General features: G+C 71.1%; 19 protein-coding genes. 14 read left to right on the forward strand and 5 right to left on the reverse strand.

Translation table 11 applies throughout. The annotated features are described in order from the left end of the window. The first annotated feature begins 53 nt into the window (after positions 1-53). Genes ABD156_RS21440 through ABD156_RS21455 form a run of 4 tightly spaced genes read left to right on the forward strand, consistent with a single transcriptional unit; the run spans position 54 to position 6,779 of the window. Positions 54-1,163 carry a hypothetical protein gene (locus tag ABD156_RS21440; protein ID WP_344276283.1) on the forward strand — a complete coding sequence of 370 codons (1,110 nt, stop codon included), beginning with the start codon at positions 54-56 and terminating at the stop codon, positions 1,161-1,163. Continuing rightward, positions 1,133-2,491, forward strand: a complete 1,359-nt coding sequence (locus ABD156_RS21445; protein ID WP_344276286.1) for a DUF6002 family protein — start codon at positions 1,133-1,135, stop codon at positions 2,489-2,491. Before ABD156_RS21440 ends, ABD156_RS21445 begins: the two co-directional genes overlap by 31 nt. Further along, entirely contained in the window at positions 2,488-5,160 is a 2,673-nt protein-coding gene (locus tag ABD156_RS21450; protein WP_344276289.1) for a non-ribosomal peptide synthetase, read from the forward strand. Before ABD156_RS21445 ends, ABD156_RS21450 begins: the two co-directional genes overlap by 4 nt. Continuing rightward, positions 5,157-6,779: a beta-ketoacyl synthase N-terminal-like domain-containing protein gene (locus ABD156_RS21455; RefSeq protein WP_344276291.1), complete on the forward strand. Its 1,623-nt coding sequence runs from the start codon at positions 5,157-5,159 to the stop codon at positions 6,777-6,779. The genes ABD156_RS21450 and ABD156_RS21455 overlap by 4 nt, the downstream gene beginning before the upstream one ends. Before the next feature lie 109 nt (positions 6,780-6,888). Here ABD156_RS21455 and ABD156_RS21460 read toward each other — a convergent pair whose 3' ends face one another. The 4 genes from ABD156_RS21460 to ABD156_RS21475 all read right to left on the reverse strand — a co-directional run bounded on the left by ABD156_RS21460 (position 6,889) and on the right by ABD156_RS21475 (position 10,523). Then, positions 6,889-7,854 (reverse strand): winged helix-turn-helix domain-containing protein, encoded by a 966-nt coding sequence (locus ABD156_RS21460; RefSeq protein ID WP_344276294.1) that lies wholly within the window; start codon positions 7,852-7,854, stop codon positions 6,889-6,891. Positions 7,855-8,037: 183 nt separating this feature from the next. Continuing rightward, positions 8,038-8,268 (reverse strand): MbtH family protein, encoded by a 231-nt coding sequence (locus ABD156_RS21465; RefSeq protein ID WP_344276296.1) that lies wholly within the window; start codon positions 8,266-8,268, stop codon positions 8,038-8,040. 123 nt (positions 8,269-8,391) lie between these two features. Then, positions 8,392-8,862, reverse strand: a complete 471-nt coding sequence (gene cynS / locus ABD156_RS21470; RefSeq protein WP_344276299.1) for a cyanase — start codon at positions 8,860-8,862, stop codon at positions 8,392-8,394. A 59-nt stretch (positions 8,863-8,921) separates the two neighbouring features. Beyond that, complete coding sequence (locus tag ABD156_RS21475) at positions 8,922-10,523, reverse strand: flavin monoamine oxidase family protein (protein WP_344276302.1); 1,602 nt, start codon at positions 10,521-10,523, stop codon at positions 8,922-8,924. A gap of 385 nt (positions 10,524-10,908) precedes the next feature. On the opposite strand from ABD156_RS21475, the gene ABD156_RS21480 reads away from it, so the two are divergent. The 6 genes from ABD156_RS21480 to ABD156_RS21505 all read left to right on the forward strand — a co-directional run bounded on the left by ABD156_RS21480 (position 10,909) and on the right by ABD156_RS21505 (position 18,879). Further along, the gene (locus ABD156_RS21480) at positions 10,909-12,228 is read left to right on the forward strand and encodes a hypothetical protein (RefSeq protein ID WP_344276305.1); all 1,320 of its coding nucleotides are present in this window, start codon (positions 10,909-10,911) and stop codon (positions 12,226-12,228) included. A 49-nt stretch (positions 12,229-12,277) separates the two neighbouring features. Continuing rightward, complete coding sequence (locus ABD156_RS21485) at positions 12,278-13,309, forward strand: hypothetical protein (RefSeq protein ID WP_344276308.1); 1,032 nt, start codon at positions 12,278-12,280, stop codon at positions 13,307-13,309. A gap of 1 nt (position 13,310) precedes the next feature. Beyond that, the gene (locus ABD156_RS21490; protein WP_344276311.1) at positions 13,311-16,295 is read left to right on the forward strand and encodes a hypothetical protein; all 2,985 of its coding nucleotides are present in this window, start codon (positions 13,311-13,313) and stop codon (positions 16,293-16,295) included. Positions 16,296-16,506: 211 nt separating this feature from the next. Beyond that, positions 16,507-17,034 (forward strand): hypothetical protein, encoded by a 528-nt coding sequence (locus tag ABD156_RS21495; protein WP_344276314.1) that lies wholly within the window; start codon positions 16,507-16,509, stop codon positions 17,032-17,034. A 9-nt stretch (positions 17,035-17,043) separates the two neighbouring features. Next, on the forward strand, positions 17,044-17,856 hold the full coding sequence (locus tag ABD156_RS21500) for a DUF3592 domain-containing protein (protein WP_344276317.1): 813 nt from the start codon (positions 17,044-17,046) through the stop codon (positions 17,854-17,856). Positions 17,857-17,877: 21 nt separating this feature from the next. Beyond that, positions 17,878-18,879 carry a hypothetical protein gene (locus tag ABD156_RS21505; protein ID WP_344276320.1) on the forward strand — a complete coding sequence of 334 codons (1,002 nt, stop codon included), beginning with the start codon at positions 17,878-17,880 and terminating at the stop codon, positions 18,877-18,879. On the opposite strand, the gene ABD156_RS21510 is transcribed toward ABD156_RS21505, so the two are convergent. Beyond that, positions 18,880-20,049, reverse strand: coding sequence for a PucR family transcriptional regulator (locus ABD156_RS21510; protein ID WP_344276323.1), 1,170 nt, complete (start codon positions 20,047-20,049; stop codon positions 18,880-18,882). A gap of 80 nt (positions 20,050-20,129) precedes the next feature. Here ABD156_RS21510 and ABD156_RS21515 point away from each other — a divergent pair, with 80 nt between their 5' ends. The 4 genes from ABD156_RS21515 to ABD156_RS21530 are packed head-to-tail and all read left to right on the forward strand — an operon-like array spanning position 20,130 to position 26,053. Further along, positions 20,130-22,178, forward strand: a complete 2,049-nt coding sequence (locus ABD156_RS21515) for an acetate--CoA ligase family protein (protein WP_344276326.1) — start codon at positions 20,130-20,132, stop codon at positions 22,176-22,178. Next, positions 22,171-23,490: an alkyl sulfatase dimerization domain-containing protein gene (locus tag ABD156_RS21520; protein WP_344276329.1), complete on the forward strand. Its 1,320-nt coding sequence runs from the start codon at positions 22,171-22,173 to the stop codon at positions 23,488-23,490. Before ABD156_RS21515 ends, ABD156_RS21520 begins: the two co-directional genes overlap by 8 nt. 50 nt (positions 23,491-23,540) lie before the next feature. Continuing rightward, positions 23,541-24,872, forward strand: a complete 1,332-nt coding sequence (locus ABD156_RS21525) for an MFS transporter (RefSeq protein WP_344276332.1) — start codon at positions 23,541-23,543, stop codon at positions 24,870-24,872. After that, entirely contained in the window at positions 24,872-26,053 is a 1,182-nt protein-coding gene (locus tag ABD156_RS21530) for an alkyl sulfatase dimerization domain-containing protein (RefSeq protein ID WP_344276335.1), read from the forward strand. Before ABD156_RS21525 ends, ABD156_RS21530 begins: the two co-directional genes overlap by 1 nt. The last annotated feature ends 32 nt before the right edge of the window (positions 26,054-26,085 follow it).

Here is a 26,085-nt window from a genome sequence, read left to right on the forward strand (position 1 = left end):
AGCGGGCGAACGCAGCTACCGTGAGCCCCGTTCTCCCGCGAAAGGACACCAGATTGACCGAAAATTCGGCCGGGGTGCCCCGCGTCGTCGTCGCCGGGAGCGGTTCCCTGGCGCGCGGCGGGTGTTTTTCGCTTGCCCTGGCGAAGATTCCGGCCGTGGTGCACATACTGGCGCGCAGGCCCGGCCAGGCGCGGGAGGTCGCGGATCTCGCCGCGATGCGCGCGCGGCTGAGCGGTTCGCCGGTCAGTTTCGAAGCGGGTGCCCTGACCGATCTCCGAGAGGTGCTTGCGCGGTTTCAGCCTCGCGTCGTGCTGAACTGTGCCTCGCACCAGTCCCCTTGGGAGCGGATGACGAGCCCGTCGGAGTGGACGAACCTGCTGCGACGCGGCGGTTTCGGGCTCACTCTGCCGCTGCAAGCCGGGCCGGCGATCTCGCTCGCCCAGGCAGTGGCAGAGGCCAGCCCGGCCACGATGCTGGTCAACGGCTGCTTCCCGGACGCGGTCAATCCCCTGCTGAAAGCACTGGGACTGCCGGTGTTCTGCGGCATCGGCAACGTGATGACCCTCGCCGCCGCCCTGCGTGCGACGCTTCCCGCCGACGAAACCCGGACGTTGCGCGTGCTCGCCCACCACGTCCACCTGCACGCGCCCGAAGACGAGGCCGGCGAAGCCTTGGCCTGGCTGGACGACGAGCCGCTGACCGACGTCACGGCCCGGCTGGCCAAGCTCCGCGCAGCCGACCGCCGGGAGCTGAACGCGGTGACCGGACACGCCGCCGCGCTGCTGGTCGAAAACCTCCTGACCGGCGCGGACACCCGGACGAACGTGCCGGGACCGCTCGGGCTGCCGGGCGGATACCCAGTGCGGATTCGCGACGGCGCACTGGCGCTCGACCTGCCCGTCGCCGAGGACGTCGCGGTGCGGCGAAACCAGCGCGACGGGCACCGGGACGGAGTCGTGGTCGAAGGATCGGACGTCGTGTTCGGCGAAACCGCGCGCCAGGCCTTGCTGCCGTATCTGCCTGACCTCGCGGCCGGATTCCCGGTCCACGACACCGCTTCCGTCTGCGACCGGCTCCTGGAACTGCGCGACCGCCTGCGCTCCCCGGCCCCTTTCCCGAACGAGGAGGAGCGATGCCCGTCCCCCGCGCGTCCCGGAACCTGATCACCGACTACTACGACCGGATCCGCGGCGAGATCGAGCGGCGGATCCCCGCTCCGGTGACCTCGGCGGGCCGGTTCGCTCCCGGCTCCGCGCTGCCAGACCTCGACCCCGCGGCCCGGGAGTACTACTCCGTCGCGACCGCCGCGTGGGGTCCGTTGGCGGAGATCGACGGCCACTCGATCCGGCTGCTCGACCTCACCGGCAACCCCGGCACCCACACGACGAAAACCTTCGCCTCCCTGCTGATCGTCGCCAGAGCGGTCGAGCACATCCGCCGCACCGGCGAGCCGATCGTGATCTTCACGCCGACGTCCGCGAACAAGGGCGTGGCCCTGCGCGACGCGGTGGACCGCGCGATCGCGACCGGTCTCGTGCGACCCGGCCAGCTCCGGGTGATCGTGCTCGCGCCCGCCCGTTCCGAGCCGAAATTCCGCTCCAGCGCGTTGTCCCGGGAACCGGAGCTGGCCCGCCGCAATCCGGTGCTGCTGCTGGACAGCGCGCGACCGGAGCAGGTCAAAGATCTCGCCCGCGAATTCGTGGCCCGCGAAGAAGTCCGCCCCGGTTCGCCGCGCCTGTGGTTCACCCTCGACCTCGACAACTACCTGGTCGCCGACGCCGCCCGGGCCTTCCTCGAACACGACGTGGACCCCGCCCGCGGCAACCGCTGGCACGCGCACGCGGTGTCGAGCGCGTTCGGCCTGCTCGGCTACCACCAGGGCCGGGACCAACTCGAAGCCGCCGGCGAGGCGGACCCGGCCGCGCACCCGGGTTTCCTGCTGGTTCAGCACCTCGGCGCGCCCGACATGGTGCTGAGCCTGCTCCACGGCGACCACGACCCCGCGAACGCGCCCCGGTACCGCCGCTCCGCAGGCCGCTATGTCCAGGACGCCGACCCGCACTTCCCACTGTCCACAGAGGACCCGGACGAGGTGCTGGAGCCGACGTTCTACACCCGCCGCCCGGTCACCTCGCAGACGATGGACCCGCTCGTGCGGCGCTTCGGCGGGACCGGGATCGTCGTGTCCCGGCAGGAGTGCGCGAGCCGGTACCCGATGATCCGCGACCTGCTGAACGCCGCCGGGCGGCCGATGCCCGCCGACCACGCCGAACTGCGGGAATGGTCGCTGGTGATGGCGATGACCGGCGTGCTGAACGCGATCGAGCGACGGCTGGTCCCAGCGGGCACCGAGATCGTGCTGCACGCGTCGGGGACTTACACCGCCGCCGACTACCAGCCGATCGAACCGTCGGCGCTCGTGCCGGTCACCGGGTTGGACGAGGTGCAGGCCGCCGTGGACGCGGCGCTGGCCGTCCCGGCGGGGCGATGACCTTGCGGACGCTGCGCATCACCGGGCCGCTCGACCGGGCGGAGCTGTCTGCCGTCCTGAAGCGGATCGCCGCCCGGCTTCCGGACGAGCCGTCGTCCACAGTGGACGCTCTTCCAGGCGACTTCGACCTCTCCGCACCGCCCCTGCGGGCACGCCTGCGCTCCGTCGCCGAGGACGAGCACGTTCTGCTGGTCGCGCTGCCCCACGCCACTCACCTGCGGTTCGGGCAATTCCTGGCACACCTCGTCGCCGAGCTTTCCGGCTCCCAAGCACCCGAGTTCACCCCGGCCGTCGCAGCGAGCCAGCCGGTCGACTCCCGGCTCGACCTGGCCCCTTCCGGCGACTGCGCGCGGTTGACCACCGAACTCGACGTGCGCTTCTCCGGTCAGCCCGCTTCGTTCTTCCTCACCGCGATCGCCTTGCTGCTGCGGCGCTACACGGGCACCGGCGCGATGACACTCGGCCTGGCCGACGGCTCAGCGCTCGTCGTCGACCTCGCTGAGGACCGGCCGGCTTCGGTCGCGCTCAGCGACATCGCCGCCGCCCGGCGCACGGCGGCCACCGGAATCGAAGCAGCGGTCGCGATCGACGAATTCCTCGACCATTCGAGCGTATGCGCTTTCGCCCTCGGCGAGGACGGCCCGCCCATCGCGGCAGGCAGGCTCACGCTGGAACCGGTCGCCCGTTCCTCGACGCCGTACGACCTGGAGATCATCCTTGCTCTGCGGAGCCACCGGATCTCGTGGCTCGGGCACCTGCCGGAATCCCTGCTCGCCGACCTCGCCGCCGACCTGCCCGCCCTGCTGGCCGAGATCCTCGACCATCCGGAGCGGTCCACGGCGCACCTGCTCCCGCACGCCCGCGGCGACCGGACATCGACCCTCGAACCCACCGGCGACGCCCTGTTCCCCGCCGACGCGACCTCGATCGCGCACCGGTTCGTCGAGATCTGCCAACGGTTTCCCGCCAACCCGGCGATCCTGACCGACGCCGAGTGCCTCACCTACGAAGAACTCGCCTCCCGAGCCGCCGGAACCGCGACCCTCCTGCGCTCCGGCACTGGCCCTGTCGGACTGCTGCTCCCGCACGGACCGGCACACATCGTCGCGATCGTCGCCGCCGTGCTCACCGGACGGCCGTACGTGCCCCTGGACCCGCACCATCCCCCTGACCGGCTGGCCGCGATCCTGTCCCACGCAGGCGCCACCACGATCCTGACCGACCCGGAACACCAGCCCCTGTGCGATCAGATCGCCCCCACGCTGACCGTGCACCATCTGTCCACAGTGGAACTCCGCCTGGCGGACCTCGCCGCGTCCGGCGATTCCCTGGCCTACCTGCTGTACACCTCGGGGTCCACCGGCAAGCCGAAGGCAGTCGCGCAAACCCACGCCAACGTCCTCTTCCAGGTCCGCAACCACGTCGACAACTTCCGGATCACCCCCGCCGACCGGCTCGGCCTGCTCACGTCCTTCGGCTTCGACATGGCCGTCACCGACCTGTTCTCCGCGCTGCTCAGCGGCGCCGCCGTGGTGCCGTTCGACGTGGCCGCGCACGGCGTGACCGCACTCGGCGAGGTCCTCGCGAAACACGAGGTGTCGGTCTACCACTCGACGCCGACGATGTTCCGCTATCTGACCGACTCGCTCGGCGACCGCCGGCTGCCCGCCCTGCGCGCGGTTCTCCTTGGCGGAGAACAGGTCCGCCGCGACGACGTGGAGCGAGCACGCCGCGTCGGTGCGCCGGATTGCGTGTTCGTCAACGGCTACGGCGCGACCGAGATCAGCTTCGTCACGCAGCACCACCTGGGGCCCGACGCGCGGGTGGACGGCGAGGTGATCCCGGTCGGCCGCCAGCTGCCCGGCGTCGAGGTCGTCCTGCTCGACGAGGCAGGCCGCCGCACCTGCCTGCGCGGCGAGATCACCGTGCTCAGCCAGCACGTCGCGCCCGGCTACTGGCGGGATCCGGCCGCGTCCGCAGGGAAGTTCGTGACGATCGACGGCGTGCCCGCCTACCGCACCGGGGACCTCGCCCGCAGGCTGCCGGACGGAACCCTCCTGCACCTCGGACGCGCCGACCGGCAGGTGAAGATCCGCGGCTATCGAGTCGAACTCGGCGAGATCGAGGCGGCTCTGTGCGCTCAGCCTTCGGTGGCGCAAGCCGTCGCGGTGGCCGGGCAGAGCGAGATCCTCGCGTACGTCGTGCCACGGGGCGAGCGTCCGGATCCGGCCTCGCTGCTCGAGGCACTCGCCCGGAAGCTGCCGCATTACCTGGTCCCGCGCGAGATCAGCGTCCTCGACACGTTTCCGCTGACCAGCACGGGAAAGGTCGACGTCCGCGCACTACCCGCTCCGTCGCCGACGCGCCGTCCTCAGGGTGACGTGCCCCGGGCGATCACCCGCGCCTGGTCGACTGTGCTCGGCCTGCCGGACCCGCCCGCTGACAAAGACTTCTTCGCCCTCGGCGGGCACTCCGCCCAGGTCCCGATGCTGAAACGCCTGCTGGAAAGGGAACTCGGCGTCGAAATCCCGCTCGGCCGGTTCTTCGACCACCCCACTATCACCGCCCTCGCCGACTCCCTGTCGAGCCTCCCCGACGGCACCCTGGACCGGGTCGGCGACCGCATGTCCCGCCGCCGCGCCGCCCGGGCAGGACGGCGCTCCCCGTGACCGAGGACATCGCGATCATCGGCATGGCGTGCCGCGTCCCGGGTGCCGCGGATCCGGATACGTTGTGGCGCAACCTGTTCGCAGGCGTCGACCCGATCCGCCGCTACTCCGACGAAGAGCTGCGCGCCGCCGGCGTCGAGGAGTCGCTGCTGCGCGACCCTCAGCTAGTGCGCACGGTAGGCCACCTCGACGGAATCGCCGACTTCGACGCGGAATTCTTCGGCTACCCCGCGGACGAGGCGGCGCGACTCGATCCACAACACCGACTGCTGCTGGAAACCGCGTGGTCAGCCTTCGAGGACGCGGGCTACGACCCGGCTTCGTGCCCGGACACCGGAGTCTTCGCCAGCGTCAGCCCGAGCTGGTACGAGCACTACCGCTTGGCCGGAGCCTGGCCCGGCGCGCATTCAGTAGGCACCGCGACCGACCACGCCGCCGCCCGCGTGTCCTACGCACTCGGCCTGTCGGGTCCAAGCCTGGCCGTGCAGAGCGCGTGTTCGTCTTCGCTAGTCGCGGTATGCCTGGCCGCGCAAAACCTCGCTGACTTCCGCTGCGACCTCGCCCTCGCCGGTGCCGCCGCCATCCCCTACCCGGCCCGCCTGGCCGCGGACGACGGCCTGGTCTCGCTGTCCGGCCGCTGCCGCACCTTCGACGCCGACGCGGACGGCTCGGTATTCGGCAGCGGTGCCGGCGTCGTCCTGCTCAAACGCCTCGCCGACGCGCTGGACGACGGCGACGCCGTCCACGCGGTGATCCGCGGCTGGGCAGTCAACAACGACGGCGACCGCCCCGACTACCGCACTCCCAGCGGCAACGGGCAGGCCGCCGTCGTGCTGGAAGCGCTGCGGGCAGCGGAGATCGACGCCGTCAGCTACGTGGAAGCACACGGCAGCGGCACGCTTCTCGGCGACGCGCTGGAGGTCGACGCCCTCGACCGCGCCTTCCGGCTCGCCGGGATCCCCGGGTGCCTTCTCGGTTCGGTGAAGCCCGCGATCGGCCATCTGGACGGGGCGTCCGGGGTCGTCGGCCTGATCAAGTCCGCCCTCGTCGCCCGGCACGGCACCGTCCCGCCGACCGCGCACTTCCGGCGCCCGAACCCGCATCTTCCCCTCTCGTCCGGCGGCTTCACCGTCACCACCGAGCCCGTCGACCTGGCCGCACCCCGCCGCGTCGGAGTCAGCTCGTTCGGCCTCGGCGGGACGAACGCGCACGTGATCCTCGAACAACCACCGCCGCTCCCCCGCCCGTCGGCGGCTCCCTCGCCGCACCTCCTCGTGCTGTCCGCTCGCACCCCGCGGGCACTGGCCCAGACGGCGGCCCGGCTCCGGGAGCACCTGGACCGCGAACCGGACCTGCCGCTGGCCGATGTCGCGTTCACCCTGGCCACCGGACGCCGGGCGTGGCCGTGCCGCCAGTTCGAGATCGTCGCTGACCGTTCCTCCGCCGCCCAGCCTGCCGAGTCCCCCGAGCTGGCGAACCTCGGCAGGCAGTGGGCGGAGGGAGGCACGCCGGACTGGTCGGCGGTCTTCGCGCCCGGCCGCCGCCGGGTGTGGCTGCCGACGTATCCGTTCGACCGCACCCGCCATTGGGCCAAAGGGGTTCCGGTGCTTCCCGGATGAGGTCAGGTTTGGTCACGCACCGCCTTCCGCGTCCCGGAGCCGACAGGTGCCCGGAGCAGCCCGCAGGATCGTCGACCCGCGGCCACCGCTGGGTCTTCCCGAGCCGAGGTCAACGCGCGTCGCACAACCGCGCATCGCTCGCCCGCACCAGCGACGCACCCAGCTCCGTCGCCGTATGCAGCACCTTCCGCCCCGCGCGCACCGTCATGATCAACCCGGCATTGCGCAACGCACTCGCGTGCTCCGAAGCCGACGACAAACTCACCCCCGCCTGCACCGCCAGCTCGGTCGTCCCACGCGGCACCACCGCGGCTCGCAGGATCGCCGCCCGCCGAGCGCCCACCAGCGCCGACAGACCGTCGCCGCTCGACCGGCCCGGCGCGCTTCGCGCGGACACGCCCGGAATCGGATACACCACGGTCACCGGCTCGCCCGCCCCGCCTGGGATCACCACCGTCTCCGGGGCCAGGCACGACGGCACGAAGTCCAGCCCGTGCGGCGCGGGCAGGTCGCGGTCCGCCGGACTGCCGATCTCCACCACGTTCCCGAACTGGCCGCTCGCCCCGGACACCGAGCCGATCGCCCTCGCCACGCCCTGGCGCAGCATGATGTGCCCGCGCTGGACCAGATCCGCCTGCGCGGTGGCCACGATCTCGGCCCACTGCGGCTCGACCAGGCCCCGGTATCCCTCCTCGACGGCCTTCACCAGCGCCGTCCGCGCGTCGCCGCTTCCGGCGGCGAGGTCGTTCAGCCAGGCGGCGGGCTGCTTCAGCCGGAACGTCGCCGCGAGGTCGGCGCGCACCCGGTCGGCGGGCAGGGCCGCGAGGTCGTCGAGCGCGGAGCCGATCTCGGCGCGGCGCGAGACGAGAAAGTCCGGCACCTCGCCGCGCGCGGAGAACAGGTCGAACAGCGGCCGGATCGGCCGAGGCGGCCGGAACCGCACCGGGAACGGCCCGGCGGGACGCGCGTCCCTTCTCAGCCGGCACAGTGCGCCGAGCAGTTCGACAACCGGAAGGGGGCCTTCGAGAAATCGGACGGACTGAAAGGACTCCAGGGTCAGATGAAGCCGGATCACTATACCACCGATCTGACAGAAACGCCGTTTAATCCCCCTCCAGGCGAAGTCAATCAGGCCCGCGTACACGAAGAATACAATCGTCGCGGCAACCGTTCGGCGGCTGCGACTTCAATGATTCCGCGACGCATTTATTGATGCGGAAATCGGTGTCGATTCCGGTGTTTCCCGACCCGGGAGGCGTCAGCTCGCGGGCGGCTCGGCGGACTCCGCCATCGCGGCGATCAGCGAGGCCGGACGCAGGTCAGTCCAGTTTTCGTTGACGTAGTCCAGGCACTGCGCCCGGGACGCCGGCCCGTGGACGGTCGTCCACCCGGCGGGCACGGCGGCGAACTCGGGCCACAGCGAGTGCTGATTCTCGGCATTGACCAGGACGAGGTAAACCCCATTCTCGTCTTCGAACGGATTGGTCACAGCGTTCTCCTATTCCGGTCAGCGACAGCACCGCACTGAGAGCAGGATAGACCAGCATTGCCACGACGACGAGCAGTTTGCCGTCCAGGCTACCCGATTCCTGAATTCTTCGCCGGAATCGGTTCAGAACGGCTTCGCCGGCAGGTACTTGCCGTCCAGGGTGATCACGGCGCGTTCGCCGCCCTCGGGGTCGGCGACCTTCTTCACGTCGAGCTTGAAGTTGACCGCGGAGATGATCCCGTCGCCGAACTGCTCGTGGATCAGGGCTTTGAGGGTCGTCCCGTAGACCTGGAGGATCTCGTAGAACCGGTACATCGTCGGGTCGGTCGGCACCCCGTCCGGGATCGACCCCCGCACCGGGACCGTCTGCAGCAGCAGTGCCGCGTCCTCGCCGAGGCCGAGCAGCTCGGCCACCGCCTCGGCGGACGCCTTCGGCAGCGGGTGCTGGCCGAGGACGGCGGCCGTCGTGAAGACCACCGACAGCCCCGAGGCGTCGGCGATCTCCTGCCAGGTGAGGTCCTTGCGGGTCTTGGCCTCCACCGCCTTCGCGGCGAGCGCCTCGCGGACGGCCGGGTCGAACTGGGTGTGCGCCATGGGAGTCCTTTCCTCGGGGATCTCGGGGGGACCGCTTTGCCGCCGCGCCGCCGGGGAGTTCAGCGGGACAGGACGCGCTCGTGCAGGCGCCGGACCACCAGCCGCGCGGACTCGAAAGCCCCAGCCTGCCAGGCGGTGAGGTGGGTGAGCCAGTCCCCGGCGAAATACACCCGTCCGGCGGGCTTGCCGAGCAGCTGGTAGGCCGGAGTGCCGAGCGGCGGCATGGCCCACGCGCTTTCGAGGTGCGGCATCAGATGCCAGGCGACCGAGAACGAGTCCGCCAGCTCCGTGCGGTGCTTCGCGCCGTGGATCTTGACGCCCTGCTCCACCGCCCGCTGAATCCGCTGCTCCGGGGAAAGCTCCCCGTATTGCCGGGCGTGGTTGCCGTAGCAGTAGTTCACGAGCAGGCCGCGCGGTCCGTGAAAACCGTGCGACGGATACCAGACGCGTTCGATGTCCAGGTCGGTGTCGGTGATCCCGCCGTAGATCCGGTAGTCGGTTTCCCACCAGCGGCTCTTGTACTCCAGGCCGATCTTCGCGGCCGTGCCGAGCTGCCACTTGCCGAGCGCGGCCTGGACGTCCGCGCCGAGGTTGTGCGGAATCCGGGCCAGCACCTGCGGAGGAAGCGCGGCGACGCAGAAATCGGCGACGAGGTGGCCCTCCTTGCCGTCCGGTCCGAGGAAGGTGACGCCGACCTTGTCCGGCGCGTTGACGATCCGGGTGACCGCCGTGCGCAGCCGGAGGCGCTGCGGGCCGAGCGCGCGGGCCAGCGCCATCGGGATCCGGTCCATGCCGCCGACCGGCTGGAACATCAGCATCGCCTGCTCGTAGGTGAAATCGAAGGAGAAGTACCGGCCGGCGCCGTCGGCGAGCGTCTGGGCCAGCGAGGGCACCGGCCCCAGCGGCACGCCGGCCTGGTCGCCCGCGCCCGGATCGGTCGAGTAGCCGCGCCGGGAGGAGCCGAGGTAGCGCCTGCCCGCGGCCTTGTCCCCGATCGCGCCCCAGTCCCGCAGGAAATCCAGCAGGCGTTCCTTGTCCGTCGCGGTGAGTTCGCCGTCCAGCGCGCCGCGGTCGGTCGCCTTGGCGAGCAGTTCGCTGACATATCCGTACACGTCGGCCTTGGCGGTCCGGATCCGTTCCGGCTGGCGCATTCCGGCCGCCTCATTGTAGACGAAACCGCTCGCGTTGGCATTGGCGAAGACCTCGATCGACACCCCGAGTTCACGGCAGTAATCGAGCGTCACCATCCATTGCGCGATCCGCGCCGGCCCGGCATTCAGGTAGATTCCTTCGCTGAACGCGGCGGTTTGCGTATTTCCGCGCAGATCGGTCTGCACGGTGCCGCCGCGCGCGGTGAAGTTGCGGCCGCCCGGACGATCGGCCGCCTCCAGAACGGTGCAGTCGTATCCCCCTTTCGTCAGTTCGTACGCCGTCGCCAGCCCGGCTATTCCGCCGCCGAGAATCACCACTTTCGCCGCCCCGCGCCCGGTCAGCGCGAAGTCCGACCGGCGCGGCGGCTCGTAACCCGCGCTCGCGTGAGCCGTCGGCGCGAGGCCCAGCGCCCCCATCGTCGCGAACATCGCACCCGCGCCGCCCGCGGCCCCCATTGCCGAAAGAAACCGCCGTCTGCTCAATCCCGGCGGCAAGACGGAACCAGCCATCGGATATCTTCCCCTCTCCCCGAGAACCGCGATGCATAAGGATTTCCTTAGCGCGGCGAAGCTCCGGCGAGCGTACTGCAGATTCCGCGAGCCGCTCAATACCGCATTCCGGGTAACCGCTTGAGCCGTCCCGGGTTATGTTTTTAATCGGATTACGTCTTCCGCAACGTGGACCGTGCCGCGCTTCAGTATTCGTTGCACCAATTGGCAGCCGAATTAAGCCAAAACCCGGGGAAACGCGCGTTCCTGCCCCATTCCGCGGTCGATTCCGCGTTCGTCGCCGAACTCTCCTGCCTTTCCCGGGTGTTTCCCGCCGCGGTGGAATATGCCCGCCGGACACCGGACCGTGCGGCAGGATAAAGTGCGGGCGGAGCGAGGGGGCGCGATGACGGCAGGCGAGGGGCAGTCCCGGTTGCGCTCCGCTGTTCTCGCGCAGGCCTGGCGGCGGATCCCCGGCGTCGAGGTCCTTTCGGCGGACGACGGCGGCCCGCTGACCCGCACGGTCAAGAAAATCGTCGACCCGCTGGTCATCCGCACCGCGGCCCGGCCCCGGCTCGGCCGCCCGCTGCTGGATCCGGCCACAGCGGCGGAAGTGACCGAGCTGCTGCTGGCCGACTCGGCACGGCTGCGCGCCACGGCAGCGTGGTTCACCCACCTGAAACGGCAACGCCGGGCCCTGCGCATCACGGCGGGAAACGTCCAGGACGTGTGCTTCCCGCTCGCCTACGAGCTCGCGACGACCTTCGCCATGCCGGACGCCTCCGCACCGGAACGAGCCGCGGCGGCATTACGCGAATGGCACGGCGAAGACGGCGCGGCCGGCGTCGATCAGCTGAGCCGGTACTTGGCAGACCCCCAACGCACCGCCGACTTGACCGCCGAACTGCGTCGTCGCTGGCACACCACCCCGGACCCGGGCCCGGTGGATGACGCCACGGCCCTGCTCGACGCGGTCGTCAACGGCTTCACCGACCAGACCTGGCAGGCGCTCGCCGACTCCCCAGCTGGACATGCGATCGGCCTCGCGCTCCGCCAGCCCGGAGGCACCGCCACGCTCGCCCGGGCCGTCCGCGAGATTTCCGGCCTGCCCGCGCCGGATCTCGGCCTGCAGCGCGGCGAACGCACCGCCGTACCCCCGCTGAATCAGCGTGACGAGACCGGCAACGAGCTTCTCGAACGCAGCATCGAACGCCGGATCCGTGCCACCCTGCGCCGCCTGCCCGCCGCTGAACAGAACCCCGTCGCCAGCCTCGTCGACGAAGAACTCAGCCGCGCGGCCGCCGGGTTCGGGCTCGAATTGCCGGTGCTGGCAACGTGTTTCGCACTCGGCGTCGTCCTCGCACCCGCGCTTCGACCGCTCGACGCTCCCCGTGGCGACATCCCGGACTTCGCGCAGCGGCTCAACGCGCAGGTCGCCAGGGAGGGCTACGTCCTGTACGCCCGCCGTGCCCTGGCCGGTTCGACGCCCCTCACCGCGCATCCGGACGCCGAGATCCTGCGAGAACTGCGCGCGTTCGCGAAGCGCTTCCTCGCCCGGCTGTGGGCTCGGCTGCACGGCTTCGACGTCAACGGCGAGACTCCGACCGCCGCGGCCGACATCCGAGACCTCCTCACCGGGGTCGTCCGATCGACGTCGCTGGACCTGCGGACGAAGGTCCGCCGCGCCCTCGTCGCCAGCCTGCCACGCTTGGAGGCCGCCTCGTGACGCATCCGGTGCCCACCTCCGTCGCCATTCCGCGACTGGAGGCCGCCCTGTGACCCATCCCGTCCACACCCCCGTCATCGCCGCCGACGGCGCCCTCATCCGCTTCGCACTCCCCGACCTGCTCGGCGGCCAAGTCGCGTCGATGCGGATCGAACTCACCGACGCCAGCGCTGCCGAACCGTGGCTGACCAGGCTCGTCGGCGCCGAAGCCAGCTTGACCGCGCTCCGCGACGGGCACGTCGACGTCCCGGCCCGCCCGGAACTGGCGCGGCTCGCACTCCTGCTGTGGGCCCGCCGCTGGTGGCCCGCCAGCCCGATCCTCGGAATCCCGTCGCTCGACCCGGCGCTGCTCGATTTCGAAGCCGCCGTCGCGACCACGGCAGTCGAAGACCTCGCCGAAGGCCTGCTCGACGGCTTCGAGGCCAACCCGGGCGAGCTGTTCGACGCAGCGAACGGCTCGCTCGCCGCAGGACTGGCCGCCGAGGAAGTCCGGCGGCTAAGCACCCAGCTTTCCTCCTGGTTCGACCGCCAGGACGACCTCGAACGAGCCGAAGCCGCCGCCGAACTGGCGGCGCGGGTGACGCCAGGCCAACGTGCGTACGCGTTGGCAGCGGGCTCCGGCCCCGCCACGTCCGGCGAGGGGGTGCTGGCCGAGGGACGCGTCAGTGTCGATTGGGCGCGGGTCCCGCCAGGCGTTCTGGACGCCGCCGAGGACACGGTGACCTGGCGGATCGTCGCGACCAGGACCGCCGCCCGGCTTGAGGTCGAGGTCGCGGGCGCGCTCGACGACGCGTCCCTCACCGCCGCCGCGACCCACGACGGCGAGCCCTTCGCCGAAGTCGCCCTGCACCTCGGCGGCGGAGGATTCGCCGGGACCGCAGACCTGGACGAAGCCGGGACGAGGCTGGCTGCGACGTCCCCCGCCCGGCTCGGCCTCATCGTCGGAGCGGCAGACCCGGACGTCCACGGGACCACGCCGGAAGACCGGGCCGAGGTAATCTCCCTGGTGCGATCCCGCGAAGCGCTGCCGCCCGCCGCCAGAACCTTGGCCGAGCGAGCCGTCGCCGACGAGGAGTTCTGACGTGCTCGCCGGGTTGCCGCCACCGCTCGAGCCGCCGGACCGGCCGGTGCCCCCGGAACTCGCCGACGCGGTTTCACATGGCTACAATTGTCGTTGCGTCGCAAGGCATTTCGGGCTCGATCCGGCTGCTTACCGGGAACTGCCCGCGTGCGCGCTGACTGAAGCCGAGTACGACGCGCTGCTCGCCGAAGCCTTCGCCGTCCAAGCCGAGGCCAAGCGACTCGCCGTGGCGCGGGATGTCGCCGGTGCGCAGCGGGCTTACACCCGAATGCGCCAGCTCGCCCAGCAGCTCGACCGCGTCAGCCTCGAAGTCGCCGCCGTCAGCGATCTGGCCACTGTCTGCTACTCCGCCGGCGATCTCCGCAACGCGCGGCAGTGCGCGGAAGCCGTGCTCAGCGTCTTCGCAGTGAGCACCGCCGCCATCGTCCACTTCGGACAGTACGCCGAACTGCGGATGATCGAAGGATCGCGCGAGGTAGCGGAACGCGTCCTCATCTCACTGTCCACTGAGGAGGGTGATCTCGACAAGGCACGCGAGCTGCTCGCCGATCAGCGCCGCCGCGCGGCATTCCGCAAGGCCGCCGAACCCGGCCAGTTCCCGCGCGAGCAACTCGACCCGCACGGCGCCGACGAGCTGGAGCTGCGCATCCTCGAAGTGCGCGTGCAAGTGGCCGCCGGAGATCCGGCCGGGGCGCACGACGCGATCGACCAGATCCTGACGGAGCTGGACAGTCTTGCGGACCTCGATGAGGTCCGCGTCCAAGTAGCGGCGCTGCAGGCGATGGCACGCGCCGAACGCGCCCGCATCCGCCAAGCAGGCGGCGAGGAAGCAGACGCGACGGCGGACCTGCTGCGGCTCACCACCCGGCACGAGGGTCCGGCGGCGGCGAAATTCGCCATCGGACTGGCCGAAACCCGCGCGCTCGGCGGTGATTTCCCGGGCGCGATCGCGGCGATCGTCAAGGCCAGGGACGAACTCGCCGCCGCCGGAGTGACCGGAGACGTCGCCGAGGCCAGCTACGCACTGGGCACGTTGCTGCTGCTCGCCGGCGAAGTCGCACAGGCGCGAGACCAGTTCGAGCACGCGGGAAAGGTGTGGGCTGCGAACGGCGACACTCCGGGCGCGCGTCGACTCGCGTCCGCACTGGCTCGCTGTGCCGCGGCCGAGAGCGACTGGCCGTCCGCGGAACAGCAGGTGGCCGAACTCCAGGCGGCGGCCCGCGAATCGGGCGAATGGCTGGAGTGCCTGCGCGCCGACTACCTGTCGGCCACGATCGGCTACGCGCGCGGCGAAGACCCGCGAGCGGTGCTGGACCTGCTGCTCCCGGTCGCCCTCGCCGCGCAGGAGTACCGGTTCGCCTTCGCGTCGGCGCAGGCGCGCACTGCGTGGTCGAACAGCGTCGCGGGACCGGCGACGGAACTGCTGATGGTCCTGCTGACCCAACTCGGCGAGACACGGCTGGCGGCCGAGCTGATCGAACGCGCCTGCGCGGTCGGCGCGTATCCCGAAGATCGTTCCCTCGACCTGACCGGCGAACTCCCCACGCTGACCGCAGCGCCCGCCGACTCCGATCAACTTCCGTTGGCAGCACTGGGTTCGGTCACCTCGTCGCTGCCCCTCCGGCTCGCCCCGCCGCCCGGACTGCGCTGGTCGCCGTCTTCGCCAATGGAACTGGACGCCTGGTCCCGGCTGGCCGCCGCACGGTACGGATGCGTCCCGGCACCTCGGACTGTCGAGTCTTGGCCCGCCGCCGACCCGGGCCGCGAGACGTTCATCCTGCGCTATGCCGATGCCGGGCACACCTACCTGAGCTGGCGTACCACGAGCGACCTCGACACCGTCCACACGCACCCGATCGACGCCGATCTCGTCGACACCGCACGCGGATTCCTCGCCGAAGCTTCGCCGACGCCACGCGAAGGCGAACGGGTCGCCGACGCCGTCCGACGTTCGCTCGACGCCTTTTCCGCCGGAGAACAACGCCTCGCCCGCGTCCTCGCGCTCAACCTCCTGCCCGCCGATCTGGTCGCGCAACTCCGGCGAGCCACTCGCCCCCTGCTGCGAATCCAGCCGTCGCCGGCTCTCGCCGCCGTCCCGTGGGGCCTGCTCGCCCTCCCCGATCGACGGCCAGACCACGTGCTGGAGGCCGACGAGGTCGACACCTGCTTCGACAGCGACGTCCGGATCCTCGATCTCGCCGACGTCTCCCTCCTCGCCCCCGCCGGGATCCCGCGCCGCGAGCCGGCCCCCGGCGGACCGCCCGTCTACCTGCTCGACCCGCGGATCCCCGGCCAGAGCGCGTTCGGCGAACTGGGTTCCGTGCTCGGCAAGCAAGATGCGGCCTCGCCCTTGATCCGTCACCTCGACGCCCAGCTCGCCACCGGCCCGGTCCGGCCTGCCGCCGTGCGCGGTCTGGACCTGGTCCGCCGCACCGACACCGACCGTCAGCTGCTCGCCGAGCTACTGGCTTCCGCGTGCTCACGGCTGGTTTTCGCGGGGCACGTCAGCCGCATCCAGGACGTCCACGGTGCGCAGACCGCGCTGCATCTGTCCTGCTCAGCCGACCTGCCGGGCACCGCCGCACCGATCGGCGCGCACCGGCCGTTCACCGCCGCCGACCTGGCACTGTCCGAAGTGGACATGCCCGCACGAGTCGCGCTGATCGGCTGCGCGAGCGACTTCGGCCTGCCCGAACCGTTCGGCGTGCTGCTCGCCGCCGTCGCCGCCGGAGCGGGCTTGGTCGCCGCGACGGTCTGGGCACTGCCGACGTCGGCCGCGGTGCCCGGCGCGGACCCGATGGCCGAGCTGATCATCGCCGTCGACACCGCGCTCGCCGGGCCGGACCCGGTCGCGGAGCTGTGCGCGTGGCAGCGGGAGCGGCTCGCGCGCTGGCGCGAACGGCCCGAGCCCGCCCGCTCCCCGGCCTTCTGGGCAGCTCTGACCTGCCTCGACGCCACCGACGACGGCAAGAGCTGGACCAGATAACAACCCACCCGCCGCCGCATCCGAGCTGTCCACCCGGCCGCGCCGGACCTCGACACCACCGACAACGGCCGGGCCTCGGGACAAGCAGCCCACCCCGGCCACAACCCCCTGACCAGCCTCAACTCAACCCGCGACCGCAAAACCTGGGTTCGGTAGCACCCAGCCCGCCCGAAGCTGTGTCCAGCACAACCGCCACAGCGAAAGGCACCCCATGTTCAAGAAAATCCGCGACAAGATCAACGAGGCCACCCAGCAGGGCATGGCCCGAGGCGCACAGGACTTCCAGCAGCACGCCGAGCAGTTCCGGCAGGCCGCCGCCGCGGAAGGCCACGACATCACCCCGCAGCTGCCGACCCCGCAGTTGGCCGCGCAGGCGTTCCGCACCGTCGCCGCCGACCCCGACACGGCCGCTTTCCTGGCGCTGCCGATGCAGGAACAGCTGCGCCAGCAGCAGGAACTCCAGGCCTACGGCACCGAACTGCGCCGCCTCTACGACACCGGTGAGAAGGCCACCCTGGTGATCCGTGCGTTGGAGCCGACCGGCCGGACGGTCGCCGGGCAGGCGCAGTACACCGCGACGCTGGAGGTCACCCGCGCCGACGGGATGATGTACCGGACTGTCACCCCGCTGATCACCCCGCAGGCGACGATCCAGCAGTACGCGCCCGGCACCCGGCACGAAGCCCGTCTCGACCCCGCCGATCCGGCCAAGGTCGCCGTGTTCGGCCCGATCGCGTAGGCGGCCTCGGTGTTCAGCTCATTCGCGTTCGGGCTGCGGGACGATCCTGAAGAGACCCGCGCGTCGAGCCGGCGGCTGTGGCTGCTCGGGATTCCCACCACTCTCGCCTGGGCTGTCGCGGGATGGTCGGGCACGCTCGGGTTGCTGGACAACTTCCGGCTGATGTCGCTGAACCGCGTCGGCGCGTGGGGGGCCGACGCGGGGCCGGCGGCGTCGCTCGTGCTGTTCTTCAGCCTGTCGGTCACGGTGGCGTCTTCGCTCGGCTTCGCGATGCTGTGGGGCGGCGGAATGTCGTTGCGCCGCATGGGCATCAGCTTCCGCGCGAGCTCACTGGCCGCGGCACTCGGGGTGACGCTGGGCAGCGGCGTGGCGGCTCCGTCGTGGACGCCGCCGGAATCGGTCGGCGAGCGGCTGCCCCTCCCCGGGGGCAAGGCCGAGCCGTGGTCCGATGTGGACTGGGTGGTCTACTACGAGCCGTTCCTGGTGCCCGTCGTGGCCGGGATCGTCGCGCTGGTCCTGATCGTGGTGCTGCTGCGGTCTTTCCTGCACGCGGCCGAGGCGGACGACCGCGAGCAGGCGCTGCTGCGCTGCGGTCGCCAGGTCACCGGGTTTCTCACCCGCGTGGACTTCACGAACGTCTGGGTCATGGGGAATCCGCGATTCACCGTCACCGTGCGGTTTCCCACCGAGACCGGCGAACGCGAGGTCGTGGCGACGATGACCACGTCGCTGTTCCAAGCCCCGTCGCAGGGTTCGGCGGTGAAGGTCCGCTACGACCCCCAGGACCCGAAAGCCGTTCTGGTGGAACCGATTTCCCTCTGACTGCCCCAAGGGAGCAGGTCCATGGCAACCCTTCGCACGGTCGCGTTCGGTTTCGTCACCGGCGCGATGATCGGAGCGACCCTGTGCTCGCTCGTCGTCGGCGTCATCGTCGAGAGTGCCCCGTTGTTCGTGACCGGACTGGGAATTCCGGTCGGCTACGGCCTTCTCGTGTACCTCGGCGGCATGCCGCGCCGCGCCCGCGAGGCCGCAGTACCACCGGTGGTGGCGCTCGCGCAGATCGAAAGCCTGCGCGCCGGAGGCACCGAAACCGGCGATCTCCCCGTCGAATTCATCCTCACGGTCGCGCCGGACGGGGCACCGTCCCATCGCGCGGCGATGAGCCACACCGTCAATCTGGTCGATCTTCCCAGCTACCGCGCGGGCGACGTCCTGGTGGTCGCGTACCCGCCGGACCGGCCGTGGAAGGTCCGGATCGTCTCCAATCCGTCGCCGGAATGGCAGCGCCGCGCAGCGAACGCGGTCATCGAGCCCGCGGCCGAGTCCACTTTGGTCCACCCGCCGCCGGAAGGCTGCGCGGCCGGCGTCCTCACGCTGCTCGGGCTGCTGCTCGGCGCGGGCGCCGTCCTCGGGCTTTTCCGCGCCGAACTGTTCGCCCCGGACACCAGCGCGCCCGCACCGCCGCCGCCCGCGTCGTCCGAGGTGACCACGTCGGGCTCCGCGACGGTCGACCTCGGCCCGGAACAGTCATTTCTCGACGAGGGAGAACTGCGCCACGCGGTCGACACGCTGGCTAAGAGCACCGACGTCTCGCAAACACTCACCGCGGTCGTCCAGAAACACCGGCTGACGGTCGTCTTCGCGCCGACCGGAGTCCAGGTCCCACGCTTCGACCTCCGTACCCTGCCCGTCACCGAGATTCCGGGTCTGGTCCGGAAAGCCTTGCGCACCATCGACGTCGGCACGCCGCAGACCTGGCAGGTCACCGTCGTCCAGTTGCCTTCAGCTCGGACCGTCCGCGTCACGGTGACCGGGCCGAACGGCAGCGGTTCTCTCGCCGGGTGATCAGCCCGCCAAGCCCAGCGACGCGCCGAGCAGCAGCAGTCCTTTGGCTGTCCGCGGATCCGCCCCGGTCAGGTTGGCGATGCGCGACAGGCGATTGTCCACTGTGTTCGGATGGACGTGCAGCTTCCGCGCGGTCTCCCGACGGTTGAAATCGGTGTCGAAGTACGTCCGGAGCGTCGTCGTCAGATCCGGCTCGCCGCCGAGGCTCGCCGCCAGCGCACGCAGCTGAGGAGTCGCCGCGCTGTCGTGGTTCAGCTGGTATTCGAAGAGGTGGTCGGCGAGCACCGCGACGGTGTCGGGGGCCGAATTCAGCTGCAGGAGCCGTTCCGCCTCCGCCACCGCCGCCGGGATTCCGGACAGCTCGGCCGCGTGGGCGAAGGCGCCGGTGATCGCCACGCCGGTCGTCTGGTGCGCTCGCGGAACTGCCTGCCGCGCCTCGGTCAGCGCCGCCTCCTGACTGTCCGAAGTGGACGGAATGAGCAGGAGCCCGCCGTCCGGGTCCAGGGCGGCCAGCACGTCGCCGGACAGTTCTCGACGCAGGTGCTGCAGCAGCAACCGCGCCTTCCGCTGCCCGGCCAGATGCCGGCCGACGGCGTCGCCGGCCGAATCCGCCGGGTCGGCGGCGAACCGCAACGCCAGCACGCCGTACGCCGGGGCGAGCCGGACGTCCGCCGGTTCCGGCACGGCCTCCCCTGCCGCCAGCCGCCGGACCAGCGCCCGGGCCGCCTCGCGCTGTTCGTGGTCCGCGGTCTGGAACTCCTTTTGATGCGCCTGCACGGCCGCGTTCAGCACCTGGTGCAGGCACTTCAGCAGCACCGCGGTCGTCTCTCCCGGCGGCGATCCGCCGGACAGGTCTTGAATCTCCGCCCACATCTCCTCGGCCGCCAGCAGATACGCGTGCACGAACTCGCTGACCGGCAGCCCCTCCGCGCCCCGCTCCCGGCCTCGCCGGCGGAACAGCTCCAGCTCGTCCTCGCGCAGTTCGCCGCTCTCCCGCACGGCACGGGCGAACAACCGGCCGAACTCGCGGCACGTGTGCGCCATGTGCAGGTGCAGATGTGCCGGCACCTCGCCGCGGTAGTGCGGGGACGTCTCGACGTACCGGCGGATCGTCCGCTCGCCCATCTTCGGCAGCCGGTGCTCGAAGCTGCGCCACGACAGTTGTGACATGTCACAGCACGGTAGCCGAAAACCTGGGCAATGTGCGCTTCCAGCCGGAATGGCCAGCGGCGACAGTTGGAGTTGTGTCCATGACCGCGATCACAGGAGGCCCCGGACCCATGCGCTGCGAGCCGCTGTTCCGCCCGAAGTCGGTCGCCGTGGTCGGCGTTTCCGCGACCACCGCGCTGTCCTGGGGACGGATCGCGCTGGACCGGCTGCTGCGCGGCGGCTACGGCGGCGAGGTCTTCGCGGTCTCCCGTGGCCCGCTCGAGCTGCCCGGGGTGCGGACGGTCAGCTCCCTCGCCGAGATCGGCTACGGCCCGGATCTCGTGGTCCTCGCGACCCCGGCGGAAACGGTGCCAGACCTGGTCCGGCAGGCGCGCGAACTCGGCTCCGGCGCGGTCATCGTCTTCGCGGCAGGCTTCGCCGAGGGAGGCAACACCGCGCTGGAAGACGAGCTGCGCGAAGCCGCCGGAGACCTGCCGGTGCTCGGCCCGAACTGTCTCGGGGTCGTGAGCCACCCGGCCGGGGTCCAGCTGTCGACGACCGTCTTCCTCGACCGCGAACGCGTGCCGCCAGGCCCGGTCGCGATCGTCACGCAGAGCGGCGCGATGGGTTTCGTGCTCGCTGACCTGCTCGAACAGGCCGGAATCGGCTACTCCTACTACGCGAGCGTCGGGAACGAAGCCTGCCTGTCGAGCCATGAACTCGGCAGCTACCTGCTCGGCCAGCCCGACGTCGAAGTGCTCGTGCTCTACCTCGAAGGCGTGCGCGACGCGGACGGTCTCCGCGAACTCGGCCGTCAGGCGCGAGCAGCGGGCAAGACGGTGGTGGCGCTCGCGGTGGGCAGCAGCGCCGCCGGCCGGCAGGCCGCGTTGTCGCACACCGCGGCCGTCGCCGGCGACCATTTCCTGCTCGCGTCGCTGTGCCGTCAGGAGGGCATTCACCTGGTCGCGGACGACGACCAGCTCGTGGACGCCGTGCTCTGCGCCCGCAAAGGAACGACGCTGCCCCCGGCTCCACGGCTGGCCGTGCTGACGATGTCCGGCGGCGCGGGCGGCATCCTCGCCGACAACCTGACCGCGCTCGGCGTCCGGATTCCGCCGCTGTCCGGGACGACGCGCGCGAAGCTCGCCGAGGTCGGCGGCGTCGAGGCGGCCGACGAGAACCCGGTCGATCTCGGCGGCAACATCGACCGCTGGCTCGACCGCGTCGGCGATCTCCTCGGCGCGCTCGACGAAGATCCGGAGCTGGACGGGGTCGTGCTCTACCTGACGTTCGGCGACCGGTTCCGGGAGGCTTACCACCGGCTGGCCGCGGCCGCCGCCGCGATGCGGACGCCGACGTGGTTCATCTGGGCCTGCGCCCCGCCCGGCGAGCTGGCGCACGTCGGGCGGCCGGACACCGTGCTGCCCAGCATCGGCGCCCTCGTGCGACGGCTTCGGGTGCTGGTCCCGGACCGGATCCCGGAACCCGCGCACCGCCTTGCCGCCGACGACCGTCCAGTGTGGACTGAACTGCGGGCCATTCCGCTGTTGGAGGACGCCGGCATCGCGCACGTCGCCACCGTCGCCGGGATCGATCTCGCGTCAGCGGTCCAGCAAAACGGCTGGCCGGAGCCGTATGTGGTCAAGGGCGATGCCGCCGACGTGCCGCACCGGGCCCGCGCCGGGCTCGTCCGCGTCGGCGTCACGGCGGCCGAACTGCCCGCGGTGCTGGAGACGCTCCGGTCCCGCCTGGACGAGGTCTCGACCGACCCGGACCGCACGCTCGTCGTGCAGCCCCTGCTGCCGCACGCCGCCGAGCTCGCCTTAGGCGCGACGCGGGATCCGTTGTACGGCACCGCAATCGTCCTCGGCGCGGGCGGCGACCGTGCCGAAGACCCCACCGCACCCCGTCGCGCGCTGCTGCTCCCGGCGACCCCGGAGCAACAGGCCGAACTGGCCGCCTGGGCGGGCGACGTCCTCGCCGCCCCGGTCCCCGCCGTCGCCGCCGCGATCGACGCGCTGATCCGCATCCTCGGCGACCACCCGGAATTCGCCGAAGCCGACCTCAACCCGCTGTGCGTCACCGGAGACGACCTGGTCGCCGTCGACGCACTGTTCACCGAGACTCTTCAGGAGGCATCCCGTGACTGACCTGCTCGACTACGCCGACAAAGTCTGGCGAGGCGAGGCCGACACCCGCGTCTACCACACCGGCACGCTGCGCAAAGACGGTCTGCACGAGCTGGCCGAGGGCGTCTGGATGTGGCCGGCGTTCGGCAACGTCTTCCTCTTCCCCACCGCCGACGGCCTGTTCTGCTTCGACACCGGCGAACGCCGCACCGCCAAAGACCTCTTCGGCGCGACCCGCGCCCGCACCGACGCCCCGCTGCACACCGCCGTCTACTCGCACGGACACATCGACCACGTCTTCGGCGTCGGCCCGTTCGACACCGAGGCCGAGGAACGCGGCTGGCGTCGTCCGTCCGTGCTGGCCCACGAGAACACGCCGCCGCGCTTCGAGCGGTACGAACGCACCCGCGGCTACAACACGGTGATCAACCAACGCCAGTTCCAGTCACCCGGATTCCGCTGGCCGGACCGGTACCGGCATCCGGACATCACTTACCGCGACACCACGACGCTGCGGATCGGCGACCTCGACGTCCGGCTGAAGCACGGCCGCGGCGAGACGGACGACGCGACGATCGCGTGGCTGCCCGACCGGAAAATCCTCTGCTGCGGCGACTTTTTCATCTGGTCCTCCCCCAACCCGGGCAACCCGCAGAAGGTGCAGCGCTACGCCGCCGAGTGGGCGCGGGCGTTGCGCTGGATGGCCGGACTCGGCGCGGAACTGCTGCTGCCCGGCCACGGCGTGCCGATCGTCGGCGCCGACCGGATCCGGACCGCGCTGTCCGACACCGCGGAGTTCCTCGAAACGCTCCACGACCAGACCGTGGACGCGATGAACGCCGGCGCCACGCTCGACGAGGTCGTGCACGGCGTCACCGCGCCCGCCGAACTGCTGGCCAAGCCGTATCTGAAACCGTCCTACGACGAGCCGGAATTCGTCGTCCGCAACGTCTGGCGGCTCTACGGCGGCTGGTACGACGGCAACCCGGCCAACCTGAAACCCGCCCGCCGCGCCGACCTGTCGCGGGAGCTCGCCGATCTGTCCGGCGGCTCCGACCGGCTGGCCGCGCGGGCGCGGGAACTGCTCGCCGCCGGGGAACACCGGCTGGCCGGGCACTTCGCCCAGCTCGCCGTCGACGCGGCCCCGGACGACGAGACCGCGCACACCGCCCGCGCGGAAGTGTTCACCGCACTGGAAAAAGCCGCGACCTCGACGATGGCCAAGGGCGTCTACGCCTGGGCCGCCGCCGAATCCCAAGCCGTGCTCGACGGCACCGACCGTGCTGAGCAGCTGCGCGCCCGCACCGCAGGCCGCACTCGCTGGGCCTTCTGAGTTTTCTGTACCACCCCGTCCGACAACGACGTTGAAATGGGGACCCCACGATGAACGCTCCCGCTCTCCCCGCCGAAACCGCCGCCCGCCGGCGCGCCCGCGGCACCAGCGCCCGCGGCTGGGTCGTCACCGGGCTGCTGCTGGTGTTCATGCTGATCAACTTCGCGGACAAGGCCGTGCTCGGACTCGCCGCGAAGCCGCTGATGCACGATCTCGGCCTGACGCCCGAGGCGTACGGCCTGATCAGCAGCGGGTTCTACTTCCTGTTCAGCATTTCCGCGATCGTGGTCGGGTTCGTGTCGAACCGCGTGCCGACGAAGTGGATCCTGCTGGTGCTGGGCGTCGTCTGGGCGCTGACCCAGGCCCCGATGCTCGGCACGGTCGGCTTCGGCGCGGTGCTGGTCAGCCGGATCGTCCTCGGCGCGGCCGAGGGACCGGCGAATCCGCTGGCCATGCACGCGGCGTACAAGTGGTTCCCCAACGAGAAACGCGGGCTGCCGAGCGCCTTGCTGAACGCGGGGTCCGGCATCGGCGTGGCGCTGGCGTCGCCGCTGCTGACCGCGCTGATCGTCGGCTACGGCTGGCGGTGGGCGTTCTTCGCGCTGCTCGTCGTCGGACTGGTGTGGTCGTTGCTGTGGGCGATCTTCGGGCGGGAGGGGAAGGTCGCCGGGACCGCGTCCGTGCACGCGGACGAGGCCAAGACCGAAGCGGACGAACCCCGCGTGCCCTACCGCCGGATCCTGCTGAGCGGCACGTGGCTCGGCGGTTTCCTGGCCGGTTTCGCCGCGTACTGGGCGCTGTCCGTGCTGGTCGCGTGGGTGCCGCATTACCTCGAGACGGCGTTGCACTACAGCACGGTGACCACCGGGACGCTGGTCGCGCTGCCGTGGATCGCGTCGGTCGTGTTCAACCTCGCCCAGGGCGCGCTCAGCGACCGGCTGATGCGGCGCGGAGTGTCGAGCCGGGTGGCGCGAGGGGTGCTCGGCGGCATCGCGGTGCTGGTCTCCGGTCTGGCGATGCTGCTGTTCCCGCACACCGGGGGCTGGTTCCAGATCGCGTTGCTGACCGTCGCGTTCAGCCTCGGCGGGGTCGTGTTCGCGCTCGGCGTCACGATGAACGCCGAGATCAGCCCGACCCGCCAGCGCGGCGCGGTGCTGTCCATCAGCGTCGGGCTGGTCACCACCGCCGGATTGCTCGCCCCGTACCTCACCGGACGGCTGATCCAGGCCGCTTCGTCGCCCGGCAGCGGCTTCACGCTCGCCTTCACGATCAGCGGCCTGCTGTCCGTCGCGGGCGGTCTGCTCGCGATGTTCTTCGTCAACCCGGACCGCACCGCGCGGCGGCTCGGACTCCGCTCGGATCGGATCGAGGTGGTCGGCTGATGCCTTTTCCAGACACCAAAAACCCGCTCTACGGCACCGGCGAGATCACCGAGGTCGCGCCCGGCGTCCGTTCGATCGGCTTGCAGGGCAACAGTCTGGCGGTGGAAACGAACGCGGGTCTCGTCGTGGTCGACACCGGGCCGTCTCCGGACCTCGTCGCGCCCGTGCTGGACCAGCTTCGCGAGCCCGTGCGCTGGATCGTCTACAGCCACGGGCATCTCGGCTACAACTACGGCGTACCAGGGTTTTTCGACTACGCGGTCGCCCATGGCGAACGCCGCCCGACTGTCGTGGCGCACGAGAACGTCGTCCGGCGCTATCAGCGGTATCTGGAGACCGCCGGGCTGCAGAACCACATCAACACCCGGCAATTCCGCCGCCCGATGGCCGACCTTACGGCCCCGCCGCCGGTCACCTTCCCCGACCAGACCTACCGGGAAGCGATGACCCTCGCCCCGGACGTCCGGCTGCTGTGGGCGCCGTCCGAAACCGACGACGTGACCGCCGTGTGGCTGCCGTCCCAACGGGTTCTGTATGGCAGCGCGGCGGTGATCAACGGCATCCCCAACATCGGGACGCCCATGCGAACCATGCGCGACACGGTGCGATGGGCGGACACCTTGGACCGGCTCGCCGCGTTGAACCCGGCCGTGCTGGTGCCGGAGTTCGGCCCGGTGATCCGCGAGGACCCGGTCCGGCAACTCACCATGACCGCTGCCGCGCTCCGGTGGCTGCGCGGTGCGGTCGTGGATCAGCTCAACCGAGGCCGGCGGGTAGACGACATCGTGCACGATCTCCGGTATCCGGCCGAGCTGTTCGACGTGCCGTCGATGCGCGAGCATTACGGGCACCGGGAGTACATCGTCCGCGACATCGTGCGGTCGGAAACCGGCTGGTGGGACGGAAATCCGACGACCCTGCACCCGTCCCGCCCGGACGTCGCGGCCGCCGTCCGGGCCGAGGCGATCACGGACAAGCAGGCGGTGCTCGACCAGGCCGAGCGGCTGCGGGCGGACGGGCGGGTGCAGGACGCGTTGCACGTCATCGACCTGCTGGCGCTCGCGCCCGGGGACGACCCGCTGGTCAAGCAGGCGCGGGCAGTGAAAGAGGAGCTGTGCGCGGTGCGGGCGGCCGAGGCCAGCAGTTACGTGTCACGAAGCTTCTACCGCAGCGGCTGGTGACGCCGCAGCGATCCGGTCGCAGTCCGCGCTCG

Source organism: Amycolatopsis albidoflavus (assembly GCF_039525725.1).
In the GTDB taxonomy this organism is placed as follows: Bacteria; Actinomycetota; Actinomycetes; order Mycobacteriales; family Pseudonocardiaceae; genus Amycolatopsis; species Amycolatopsis albidoflava.